This is a genomic window from Carboxylicivirga marina, assembly GCF_016612505.1.
In the GTDB taxonomy this organism is placed as follows: domain Bacteria; phylum Bacteroidota; class Bacteroidia; order Bacteroidales; family Marinilabiliaceae; genus Carboxylicivirga; species Carboxylicivirga marina.
In genome coordinates this window covers 22,846-34,769 of sequence record NZ_JAENRR010000024.1, presented here as the reverse complement: position 1 = coordinate 34,769, position 11,924 = coordinate 22,846, and the positions used below count along the sequence as shown (strand labels likewise).

Below are 11,924 nucleotides of genomic sequence, written 5' to 3'. Positions count from 1 at the left end.
GAGCTAGTTGGGAGGCATTATTAAAGGTTGAAGCCGATTTTCCACAATCAACTAAATTGCTATCTTTGATGACTTGAATTTTAGCAAGCTTCATGAAGTTTAACGAGGTAATAGGACACGAGAGAATCAAGCAACATCTGGTAAACATGGTTAAGGAAAACCGTGTAAGTCATGCACAATTATTTTGTGGGCCCGAAGGGGTAGGTAAGGTTAATTTGGCATTGGCTTTTGCTCAATATTTAAATTGTTTAAACAGGCAAGGAGATGATTCGTGTGGTGAATGTGCATCGTGTGTTAAATATGCCAAACTTATTCATCCCGATTTGCATTTTGTGTTTCCGGTTGTTAAAAGCACTAAACACAAAAATCCGGTGAGTGATTCGTACCTGAGTGAATGGCGACAGTTTGTTTTAAATGAGCCCTATTTTAATATTCACCAATGGTTTAATTTTTTAGATGCTGATAAGCAAGGGTTAATCTATAGCCAGGAAAGCCAGGGGATTATTAAAAAACTAAGCCTAAAGACTTTTGAAGCTAAATATAAAGTGATGATCATTTGGTTGCCTGAGAAAATGCATGTGGCAGCTGCTAATAAGTTGTTAAAGCTGCTTGAGGAACCACCTGTTGGAACTGTTTTTTTATTAGTTTCAGATGACCCAAATGAAATCTTAGGTACCATACAAAGTCGTGCTCAGCGCTTAAATATTTCAGCACTTGAAATCACCCACATTGCTCAAGCTTTAAAAAAAGAGTACGATTTAAGTCAGGAAGAATGTGAACGTTTTGCCAAGCTCTCGGTTGGTAATTATGTGGCAGCCAAAGAAATTGTAGGGCAAGGCGAAGAACGCGCTTACTTTTTTGATAAGTTTGTAAATATGATGCGCTTAGCGTATGGTCGTAAATTGTTTGAGTTAATTGACTGGTGCGACGATATGAACAGGCAATCAAAAGAAAGACAAAAGAATTTTTTCGAATTCGCACTACGTTTGGTTCGCGAAAATTTCATGATGAACATTCAGGAAGAGGAATTATTGTATCTTACACCTGAAGAAGAGAATTTCTCAACACGATTTTCACCGTTTATAAACGATGGTAATATTTTACAATTAAGTGAGGAATTTAGTTTGGCACATTCTCATCTTGAACAAAATGGGAATGCTCGTATTATATTAATGGACTTATGCCTGAAAATAATCATGTTGCTTAAGCAATAGGGCAAGTTCTCAAGGCCGTAGAGCCTTTTATTTATTTTTTTTATGGAAGAAATTATACAAGATACAGAAAAAAAAGGGTGTTCAGGATGTAGCAGTCGCTGTGGTAAACTTAACGTTTACGACTGGCTCGATGATTTACCTGATAGCGTCAATAGTACTGATGTTGTTGAAATTCAGTTTAAAAACACGCGAAAAGGCTATTTCAGGAATAGCAACGGGCTGAGAATTGAAAAGGGCGATGTGGTAGCAGTTGAGGCTTCACCTGGTCATGATATTGGTACGGTGACTTTAACCGGAGAATTGGTGCTGTTGCAAATGAAAAAGCACAATATCAATCTCGAGACTTTCGAGTTTAAACGTGTCTATCGAAAAGCGAAACCGGCTGATGTTGAAAAGTGGGATGAAGCCCGCAACTTAGAACATGAAACGATGTTGGAGTCGCGACGAATTGCTGAGCGACTGAACCTCAATATGAAAATTGGCGATGTAGAGTATCAGGGTGATAAAACGAAAGCCATTTTTTATTATATCGCCGATGAACGCGTCGATTTCCGTCAGTTAATTAAAGTATTGGCCGAAAGCTTTCGCGTACGTATTGAAATGCGACAGATTGGTGCTCGTCAGGAAGCCGGACGTATCGGAGGTATTGGACCATGTGGACGTGAATTGTGCTGCTCAACCTGGATGACAAATTTCGTATCGGTTACAACAAATGCAGCGCGATATCAGGAAATATCATTAAACCCGCAAAAGCTGGCCGGACAGTGTGGTAAGCTAAAATGTTGTTTGAACTACGAATTAGATGCGTATGTTGATGCACAGCAGGATTTTCCAAAGACCAACATTGTACTTGAAACTGTTGATGGTAGTTATTACCACTTTAAAACGGATATATTCTCGCGCACCATGTGGTACAGCACCAGCAAGGATTTTCCGGCTGGAGTTATTTCTGTTTCAGTTGATCGGGTTAAGGAAGTCATCCGTTTGAATCGTAAAGGTAAGAAGGTTGATAAGTTGGCTAACGAAGTATCTAAAATGTTGGTTTCTGAGCCAACTTATGATAACGTAATAGGCCAGGAAAGTCTTACACGTTTTGATGAGCAGAAAAAGAAGAAGCGTCGACCAAATAAGCGAAGAACTGGAGGCGGACAAAAAACAGAAAGCAAATCAGGTGGTAATAAACCAAATGATAAAAGGAATAATGACCGGAATGACCGGAAACAATCCGGCAACCAACCGACAGGGGAGAAAAAACCTTATAACAAGTCAAAAAGAAGGTATCGACCAAACAATCAACGCAAACAACAGGGAGGCGATGGGCAAAATAAGAAAGAATAGTTTTATTGGTGTCGTACTTATCGCTCTAATTGCTTTTAGTAGCTGCGATAAAAATGTTGTATTCGACCAATATGTTACCATTCCAGATGGCGGTTGGAATATGGATTCAATGGCTGTTTTTAAGGTTGATATCCAAAGTGCTGAACAGGCCTTTGATGTAGTACTTAATGTTCGTAATTATTCCAATTATCCCAATAGTAACCTGTGGTTATTCGTAGATGTAATTAGCCCGTCTGGGAATAAAATGCAAGATAAAGTTGATTGTATTTTAGCCGATGAAACAGGTCGCTGGTTAGGAACAGGTTGGGGGAGTTTGTACCATGTAAAAGTTCCCTATCAGCGCAACGTTAAATTTGCCGAAACAGGTCAATACACTTTCCGAATAGTGCAAGGTATGCGTGATGAAGAGTTAAAGGGAATACACAATATAGGATTGCGAATAGAAGGAGCTGAAGCTTTAAAAGAATAATAGAAGTGGGAAAGAATAAGCTGAAAAAGTTTGTCGAAATGGCAACATATGATCATGTGTTTGAAGCTGATTTTAGCGATTTAAAGGGAGAGCCGTTTCATCAAAAAGGAAAATGGCACCAACGCTTTTTTAATAATGAAAACCCAATAGTGTTAGAGTTGGGTTGCGGAAAAGGTGAGTATACTGTTGGATTGGCTGAGTTGTTTCCTGATAAGAATTTCATAGGTGTTGATATAAAAGGCGCGCGCATGCATCGTGGTGCCACTGATGCCAAGAATAAAGGTTTAAAAAATGTGGCTTTTGTTCGAACCCGAATAGAATTTATCACCGCATTTTTTGCTGAAAATGAAGTCGAAGAGATCTGGCTGACATTCCCGGATCCTCAAATGAAAAAGGTGAATAAGCGTTTGTCATCCACGCGTTTTCTACAAATGTATCGTCAGTTCCTGAAGCTAGATGGCTTGATGCACCTTAAAACCGATTCTAACTTTTTGTACACCTATACATCGGAGATGGTGAAGGAAAATGGTTTTAAAGTAGAAGTTGCTGAAAATGACTTGTATGGTTCGGGTTATGACGATGAGATTTTGTCGATTCAAACGCATTATGAATCAAAATGGATTAAGCATGGTTTATCAATCAAATACCTCAAATTTCATCTGGAAAACAGAGAACAATGGATTGAGCCCGATATCGAAATAGAATTTGATGAGTACCATAGTGCAGGACGTGGAGTTGTTAAAGAGAAAGATTCTATTATTAATAATCCATTATCACGCAAAAAGGGTAAATAATTATGCCCAAAACAGGAACAGATTTTTTTGAACGTGTTTACCAGGTGGCTGAGTTGATTCCGCATGGTCGGGTTACCAGTTATGGAGCCATTGCCAATTATATTGGCAGCTATCGAGGTGCGCGTATGGTGGGTTGGGCCATGAATAAATGCAGTAGTTGGAATAAGTATATACCTGCTCATCGGGTTGTTAATAGCAAAGGTTTGCTAACTGGAAAGCATCATTTCCCGGGTGGTGAAACCATGAAAGAATTACTGGAAAATGAAGGGGTTATTGTTGAAGGTAATCAAATTATGAACTTCAGTGAGGTCTTTTGGAATCCATCGGAAGAATTGCTGTAAAGCATATGTAATAAAGATTAGAAGAGAAAGTGAGTTTCTCTTTTTTTTATACCTTTGGGTCTAATTTTTACAAGGTTTAAATAAAGATAAGAATGGAGTACTATCCTAATCTCATAATGGATGCTCTCAAACATGTTGAGCACCCTGGCAAAGGAAAAGATATCGTATCGCTTGGTATGGTTGAAGACGATTTGCGAATAGATGGTAAACGAATCAGTTTTAGCTTGTTATTTGACAGGGCTAATGACCCAATGGTTGGTTCATTAAAAAAAGCATGTGTTCAGGCCATTAAAACCTATGTTGATGAAGCAGCCGAGATTGAAGGAAATATTTTCGTTAAGATAAAGCCAAAGCCAAAGCCAGTTGAAGTGAAGGCTTTGCCAGATGTTAAGAATGTGATAGCCGTTGCTTCAGGAAAAGGTGGTGTTGGTAAATCTACAGTAACATCTAATCTTGCTGTTGCCTTGGCCAAGGCAGGATACTCAGTGGGCTTACTCGATGCAGATATCTTTGGGCCTTCAGTGCCAATTATGTTTCAAACCGAGGATGCTCGTCCGGTTCTTGAGAAGATAGATGGAAAAGACAGGATTCTGCCGGTTGAAAAATACGGTGTTAAAATGCTAAGCATTGGCTACTTTGTTAATCCTGATGATGCACTTATCTGGAGAGGGGCCATGGCTACTAATGCTATCAAACAGTTAATAAATGATGGTAACTGGGGTGAGCTGGATTATCTTCTTATCGACCTACCTCCGGGCACCAGTGATATACACCTTACAATTGTACAAACTATCAGTATTACAGGGGCTGTAATTGTTTCTACTCCTCAAAATGTGGCACTGGCTGATGCAGTAAAAGGTGTGAGTATGTTCCAAAGTAAAAATATTCAGGTGCCGGTGTTAGGCTTGGTTGAGAATATGGCCTGGTTTACACCTGCCGAATTGCCTGAGAATAAATATTACATTTTTGGAAAAGACGGAGGAAGTAAATTAGCTAACAAGATGGGGATACCTATGCTTGGTCAAATTCCATTGGTGCAAAGTATCAGGGAAGGTGGAGATGCCGGTGAGCCAGCAGCCTTGAACGATAGTTCGCTTACAGGCTTGGCTTTTGCCGATTTAGCACAGAAGGTTGTTGAGCGAGTTGAATTACGTAACCGAACAATGCCAGATACAAAGGTTGTTGAAATAAAGAAATAAAACTTAAGTTATGGGAGAGAATAAAGAGCAAATCATTCAGCAGGTAGAAACTGCATTGGAAGAGATTCGGCCATATCTTAAAGGCGATGGCGGTGACATTAGCCTTGTTGAGGTGACAGATGATTATATCGTGAAAGTGCGCCTTGAAGGGTCATGCGACGGTTGCCCTTTAAGCATGCAAACGCTAAAAGGTGGAGTTGAAATGGTGGTTAAGAAAACGGTTCCTCAAATTGTTGAAGTTATAGCAGTTGACAATTAAGATATAAACAAAGCCGGAAATGCACATGTATTTCCGGCTTTTATTTTATGCATCACTGTCTTCAAGCATGGCCATTAATATTTTATAGGATAAGGCTAATACAACTGAACCAACAAACAGCCCAACCGGTCCGCCAAGTATCATACCGCCAATTGCACCTAATAAGATGACGAGCATAGGCACATCCACACCTTTTCCTAACATCAATGGCTTGAGGAAGGTGTCGGCCAGACTCCAGAAAATTGACCAAACGGCAAAGATGATAGCCGGTGTCGTTCCTGCATAACTAAAGGCATATATAATCAGAGGTATCATTACCAAAGTTGGAGGTAACTGCACAATAGCCAATATCAAAATGATTATAGAGAATACACCTGCAGCAGGCATGCCAATTAGAAATAGCCCGATGCTTAAGAAGATGGTTTGAATGGCGGCAATACCAATAACGCCTTGAACGACACTTCTGATTGTGGAAATTGACAAGATTGTAAAGTCATTTCCTTTTTCGCCTACAAATGTTCTGAATATTTTATCGGCCAGAACCTTCCCTGGTTTGGCAAAAAGCAGTAGTGCACCTGCTATCACAATTGAAATGATAAACATTAATATGCTTCCAACCATGCCTGCAATCATTGAAGTTAATTTAGGAGCTAAATCTCTTAATTGAGTTTCATATTTCTTTATCAAAAGGGTGAGGTTATTCGCTGCCTCCGTCCATAGTTCGTGTACTTTATTCCCTATTAACGCCCAATCTTTTACCGACTCGTCAGGCGGACTAATTTTAAAAGTGCCGCTATGGATACCTTCTACTGTTTTGCTTACTGAATCGACTGTTGAATTGGTAAACATAACAATAGGGACAACGATTATGGCCACTCCTATCAGTGAAATAACAATAGCTGCAAGTTTCTCTCGGTTGCCAAACCATTTGGATAATTTTTGATGAATTGGGTATATGCCAACTGCAAATATTACACCCCACAAAACTGGTGCTAAAAATGGTTTAAGCACCCAATAGCTAAGAATAAAAAGTAGTGCAATAAAACTAATTCGTAATGAAGCACCGACCGCTCGTTGCATAAATACTTCATTATTTTTTTTATCGTTTTCCATGTCAATTATATTAGGTTATTATTGATTTTCATTGGTATTCCATCCGCCACCAAGGGCTTTGTAAAGTAAAATATACGAATTTATTAGATTAAGCCGGTTGGTAAGTATGTCAAGTTGAGCTGAAAAAGCCTGGCGCTGTTGTTCTAATACTTCAAGATAGGTTGTTGAGCCTTCGTTGTAGCGAATAAACGCGAGTTCTTCAGATTCAACGGCTGCGTTGGTTCTTGATTCCTGAGCCACAAGTTCTTCTTTATAGCTCGAAATCTTGATCAAAGCATCTTCTACCTCTCTAAAGGCATTGAGTGCTGATTGCTCGTACTGCAGATATGCTAGCTCAGCATCTTTTTCGGCAAGTGTTACCCTATCTTTATTTTTTCCAAACTGAAAGATAGGACCTAGTAAATTTCCACCTGCTGACCATGTTAAACCCATTGTGTTGAAGTCCGTTAAATCAGAACTTGCTGTGCCTAACATACCAGTTAAATTAAAAGATGGCCAACGTAAAGCTTCAGCTATGCCAATTTTTGCAGTCTTAGAATGCAATACTGCTTCTTGCGTTTGTACATCAGGCCGACGTTCAATTAGTTCCGAGGGGATGCCTTCAGGAATATCTAAAATATAGCTTTGTTCGTGAAATGGAGTGCCAGTAATTATATCATAAGGTTGTTGGCCTAATAGTATACTTAAGGTATTTTCATTGGTGGCAATAGCTCTTTTATAGTTCGGTACCACGGTTGCGGCAATATCGCGTTGGATTTGCGCTTGATTCATATCCATTTTTGAGATTAAACCGCCCTCATATTTATCGCGCATTATAATAAGTCCACTATCTCGTGAGGCGAGGGTATTGGTGGCGATATATAATTGATCTTTAAAAGCTAGTATAGCATAGTATGTTGAAGCTATCGCCGAAACTAGGCTTATTTCAACTGTTTGCGCTGCATATTTGGTAGCCAGGTAATCGGCCTGTGCGGCTTCATTCATTCGTCGATATTTGCCCCAAAAGCCAATTTCCCATGTTAATTCGGGGTAAGCATGAAATCCAGATTGATTATTTCCGGATAGGCCAGAGCCATTCGCGCCAACACCATATTTGAATGACGGCAACTGGTCGGCTTTAGTATAACCGATATTCGTTCGCGCAGCTTCTAATCGAACAGCAGCTATCAGTACATCCTGATTGTTAGTAAGGGCCTTGCTAATGAGAGAGTCTAATGTAGGATCATCAAATACTTCCCACCATTGCTGATTCACTACCTGTCTGATTTCATCGCCACTAAAACGATATGCTTTAGCTGCATTGTATTCTGGTTCTTGAAAGTCCGGACCTAATTTACAAGCAGTAAAAACGGTTGATGAAAGAATGAATATGATTAAGATTTTCTTCATTAATTGTTTTTGAATGATGGATTCTTTTTCTTTCTATTCTGATAGTACACCTTAAAAGCATCATATACATTAAGCGCTATAACCACATATAGAACAGCAATCATTATTTGAATTACGCGTATCCACACTTTTTCGCCAGCGTCGCTGGTACTCGTGGTTGCCTGCCCAATGATAAGTAAGAATGTTGAATAAGCCATTCCGTATAGAGGGGCTGTTTTATTGCCAGAGAATACTTGTTTTGCCATTAATAACCCAATACCAAGGGTTAACAAAATAAAGAAGGTAAAGTGAGGCACTAATGTTAGGATTTCATACGCAATAATGGCCAATACGCCACCGGTCAGATTTCCTACAATAAGAACGAAGCCAGCTTTTGCGTTAAAGCTCGGGTTCATCGATAGTAAGCCTACAAACATCAGTATAATCAGGCTGCCACTCCATCCGAAATAGAAAAATAATAGCACTATGGGGAATACAACAAATGACGTTTGAATGGCTTTATCTAATGATTCATTATTGGCACTGTTGTTTTTTTTATTAGCGACTTCAATGTCTTTTGCATGCTCGGTTTTGTCAGGTAATATCAAGTACACTACCCAGACTAAAAGTATGGTAATAACGGCCCCTATAATAAAATACACATTAAACATATAAGCCACCGCAATGTGCTGCATGCTTAATACGGGCATTAATAATAAGGAGATGAGCATAAATGTCTTAACCGGACCTTTCAATTTCTCAGAATAAAAAATGTAGAATAGTGAAAGGCCAATGATTAATATAAAAACTGCTTGTTTATCGATAAAATACTTCGAAACAACAAAGCCTAAAAACGTGGTAATAGATATGAGCAATACAAATGATATACCTGTTTTAGCACTTGGGCATTTGGCATCAGGACCAATAAAAGAGAGTGCTAAAATGGGGGTGATAAATGATAAGTTCCAGGCATAAGTCATGGCGATACCCATAATTAGGGTTGAGCCCACAGCATAGCGAAATATGCCCTTTTGCCGTATTTCTTTTGGCTTATATGCTAATTGTCTATCTGACATATGACAGATATGTATTTATCCAAATGCGAAAGTTTGCAATTGTATTTAAGAACCAGCTATTACTGGCGTATACAACTACATCTGCTTGTCCGCCAGCCCGGCATATCGTGATAGCTTCTTCATCTTCAAACTCAATAATCACTGGGAAACGTTGTGAATCCCTTAACCATGTACTTGTGCTTTTTATAACTGGCAATCCACCTTTATTGACCGTATTTCCGGCATCAACACCAAAACCGATGCTTCTTACTTTTCCTTTAAAGATTTTGCCAGGAGCTATATCAAGTATAAATTTCACATTATTCCCAACTTTCATATGGCTAAGGCTATTTTCTCTAAAATCAGCCTGTATCCAAACATCATTTTTCGAAACCAAGGTAGCCAAAGGCTTACCGGCCGCTGCGTAGTATCCTTTATCGATATTAAAACTTTCAATATAGCCGGCATCTGAAGCATAGATATTGGTATAGGTCAATTCAAGCTGTGCTTTTTCCAGTTCCGCGATGGCTAAGCGTAATTGTGGGTTTTCAGGTCCGATAACGCCTAATTGTTCTTTGGCTTTCTTTAGGTTAGCATTTGCCGATGATAGCTTCTCTTTTGCTTGTTCCAATGACGTTTCAACACGGTCAATGTCAGCTTGCGAAACGGCCGCTGGATTCTTTTTGATGATGCGTTGCGTTCGGTCGTAATTACGCTGCGCCCTGTCTAATTGTGCTTTGGCAATGCCAACACTACTTGCACTTGCTTCAATGCCAGCATCCTGAGCTCCAATTTGCTGGGTGATATTATCCAGGTTAGCTTTGGCTTTTTGAATAGCTAACTGAAATGGTTCTTTATCAATTTTAAATAGTAAATCATTACTGGCAACAGTGCTGTTGAGTTTAATGTTTACATCAGTAATATATCCGCTAACGCGGGGTGTGATAGGGATGATAAGCTCTGTTATTCTTGCCTGATCGGTATATGGCGTTCTTCGATCGGCCACTAAGTACCATATGAATATGAGTATTGCTAACAGGAATACAATTCGCGTAGCCCAAATAACACTTTTATGATTTGAATTGCCATCAGATACTTCGGTGGCTATAGTCTGATCGGTTTCATTGTTATCTGGTGCTTTCGTATTTTTAGTCATAGAAATAGGTTTGGAACTAATAATCGAACAAATTACTTAAAAAAAAGATTATTCTTATTTGTAATTTGATGAATAAATAGAAGAATTATAGGTAGTTGAGGAAATTGTATTGAAATGTAGTGATAATTATTTATCTAATAGCTCATTGATTTTGAGTGCGGTTTTCCAATTGCGGGTGGAGGCTTTGGTTTTAAGACATCTTTCAAAAACTCTATTTGTTAGTTTTGTATAGTGGTAAGGTCTTTTAATAAGCATATAAACACTCTTACCTATTACCTCGATTTTATCTTCTTGAATAGCTGTAACTTGCATTAATTGTTCGATAGATTTCTTTTCTGGTACAGATTGTAATAATGTTATATGAAGGTGGTTTATATCCTCCTTAATGAAAGGATTGCACTCGATCATTTTCCTCCATTCTTTATCACTTAGAACGATGACAGGTACATCATGCCCAAATGTTTCTTTTATAGAGTTGCACAATAAGACTTCTAATTGATTTGCATTGTAGTTGACACTTTTAAAAACAATGTTGCCACTCTGAATATACGTTCTCACATCTGTTAAGCCGATTTTTTCAAGGGATTGTTTTAGGTCTTTCATCAAAATTTTACGCTTGCCACTAACGTTGATGCCTCGCAATATAGAAATGTATTGACTCATTAATTGGTATTTTGTGTTCGATAAGTTTTAACTAATTGAATGGTATGACTTAACAAGTCGGATTTGCCAATTGCTCCATGTCCTGGTATTACCATAACTACTTCAGGGTATGCATACTGAACTTTTTCAATGGTAACATCCCAATCATCAACTACAGCGTGAGACAGGTTACCAAGGTTTCTTGCATGAGCCGCTTTTACAAGGCATCCGCCAAAAAGGATTTTCTGTTGAGGCAACCAAATTGTAATATTGTCAAATGAATGACCTGCACCAAAAAACCTGAATTCAATGGGAAGCTCATTAAATAAGCAATCATACTCTTTATCAAAACCAATTGAAGGAACAGGAAGCCCTTCTTCCTGACACTTGGCAATGGTTAAATTACTAGCCAGGGATTTAGCACCAATACTTTGCAGATACTCAAGGCCGCCAATGCAATCTTCATGAAAATGACCTGCAATTAGTGCTCTGACTTTTACTTCCCATACTATGTTGAGGTAGTCGCAAATTTCTTTGGTTTGCTCGTTGCTCATCGGCGTGTCAACCATTACCGCTTCTCCATTTTTAATTATTAGCAATCCATTGTTGGAAAAACGTCCCCACTTTTTAGAGTCAACCCATGAGATGTGTACAAATACTGAATCTTGCAGATGAATGAGCTGAAGATCCTTATTTATTACGATAGTGTCCGATTGTGCCTCTGTATTGGTGAATAGAAACATCGAAAAAATGAAAGTTATTGCTAATGCTTTCATGATAATTTCTTGTTATTGATTTACTAGCTTATCTGTAAAGTTATTAACTTTTTTAGCAGCGTTAAAACAATAGCCCATAAACATGTGCACGTTTATCGTATTCTTTGATAAAACTAACCAAGGATCGTAAGTAATTCTCAAAGTGTGAGTTGCAAGGCCAAAAGTATTAATTTATAATACTTCCTTAAATTTTGGCCCAG

The 11,924-nt window shown here is 38.6% G+C and carries 13 protein-coding genes; 7 read left to right on the top strand and 6 right to left on the bottom strand.

The window, feature by feature from the left end; translation table 11 throughout:
* The first annotated feature begins 92 nt into the window (after window positions 1-92).
* The 7 genes from JIV24_RS11390 (at window position 93) to JIV24_RS11360 (ending at window position 5,614) form a co-directional block, all read left to right on the top strand.
* On the top strand, window positions 93-1,214 hold the full coding sequence (locus tag JIV24_RS11390; RefSeq protein ID WP_200465167.1) for a DNA polymerase III subunit: 1,122 nt from the start codon (window positions 93-95) through the stop codon (window positions 1,212-1,214).
* A gap of 42 nt (window positions 1,215-1,256) precedes the next feature.
* Window positions 1,257-2,552 carry a PSP1 domain-containing protein gene (locus JIV24_RS11385; RefSeq protein WP_200465166.1) on the top strand — a complete coding sequence of 432 codons (1,296 nt, stop codon included), beginning with the start codon at window positions 1,257-1,259 and terminating at the stop codon, window positions 2,550-2,552.
* A complete protein-coding gene (locus JIV24_RS11380; RefSeq protein WP_200465165.1) occupies window positions 2,530-3,021 on the top strand; it encodes a gliding motility lipoprotein GldH in 492 nt (163 codons plus the stop codon). The genes JIV24_RS11385 and JIV24_RS11380 overlap by 23 nt, the downstream gene beginning before the upstream one ends.
* Before the next feature lie 5 nt (window positions 3,022-3,026).
* The gene (gene trmB, locus JIV24_RS11375) at window positions 3,027-3,815 is read left to right on the top strand and encodes a tRNA (guanosine(46)-N7)-methyltransferase TrmB (RefSeq protein WP_200465164.1); all 789 of its coding nucleotides are present in this window, start codon (window positions 3,027-3,029) and stop codon (window positions 3,813-3,815) included.
* Between the two features lie 2 nt (window positions 3,816-3,817).
* On the top strand, window positions 3,818-4,156 hold the full coding sequence (locus JIV24_RS11370) for an MGMT family protein (protein ID WP_200465163.1): 339 nt from the start codon (window positions 3,818-3,820) through the stop codon (window positions 4,154-4,156).
* Between the two features lie 92 nt (window positions 4,157-4,248).
* Window positions 4,249-5,355 (top strand): Mrp/NBP35 family ATP-binding protein, encoded by a 1,107-nt coding sequence (locus JIV24_RS11365; RefSeq protein WP_200465162.1) that lies wholly within the window; start codon window positions 4,249-4,251, stop codon window positions 5,353-5,355.
* Between the two features lie 10 nt (window positions 5,356-5,365).
* The gene (locus JIV24_RS11360; RefSeq protein WP_200465161.1) at window positions 5,366-5,614 is read left to right on the top strand and encodes a NifU family protein; all 249 of its coding nucleotides are present in this window, start codon (window positions 5,366-5,368) and stop codon (window positions 5,612-5,614) included.
* Between the two features lie 45 nt (window positions 5,615-5,659).
* Here JIV24_RS11360 and JIV24_RS11355 read toward each other — a convergent pair whose 3' ends face one another.
* From JIV24_RS11355 to bla, 6 genes are all read right to left on the bottom strand, one after another.
* Window positions 5,660-6,727 carry an AI-2E family transporter gene (locus tag JIV24_RS11355; protein ID WP_200465160.1) on the bottom strand — a complete coding sequence of 356 codons (1,068 nt, stop codon included), beginning with the start codon at window positions 6,725-6,727 and terminating at the stop codon, window positions 5,660-5,662.
* 18 nt (window positions 6,728-6,745) lie between these two features.
* A complete protein-coding gene (locus JIV24_RS11350) occupies window positions 6,746-8,116 on the bottom strand; it encodes an efflux transporter outer membrane subunit (RefSeq protein ID WP_200465159.1) in 1,371 nt (456 codons plus the stop codon).
* Window positions 8,116-9,171, bottom strand: a complete 1,056-nt coding sequence (locus tag JIV24_RS11345) for a DUF2955 domain-containing protein (RefSeq protein ID WP_200465158.1) — start codon at window positions 9,169-9,171, stop codon at window positions 8,116-8,118. The genes JIV24_RS11350 and JIV24_RS11345 overlap by 1 nt, the downstream gene beginning before the upstream one ends.
* A complete protein-coding gene (locus tag JIV24_RS11340) occupies window positions 9,161-10,306 on the bottom strand; it encodes an HlyD family secretion protein (protein WP_200465157.1) in 1,146 nt (381 codons plus the stop codon). Before JIV24_RS11340 ends, JIV24_RS11345 begins: the two co-directional genes overlap by 11 nt.
* Window positions 10,307-10,432: 126 nt before the next feature.
* Window positions 10,433-10,969, bottom strand: a complete 537-nt coding sequence (locus JIV24_RS11335) for a DUF1697 domain-containing protein (protein ID WP_200465156.1) — start codon at window positions 10,967-10,969, stop codon at window positions 10,433-10,435.
* Window positions 10,969-11,724 carry a subclass B1 metallo-beta-lactamase gene (bla, locus tag JIV24_RS11330; RefSeq protein ID WP_200465155.1) on the bottom strand — a complete coding sequence of 252 codons (756 nt, stop codon included), beginning with the start codon at window positions 11,722-11,724 and terminating at the stop codon, window positions 10,969-10,971. The genes JIV24_RS11335 and bla overlap by 1 nt, the downstream gene beginning before the upstream one ends.
* Window positions 11,725-11,924: the final 200 nt, after the last annotated feature.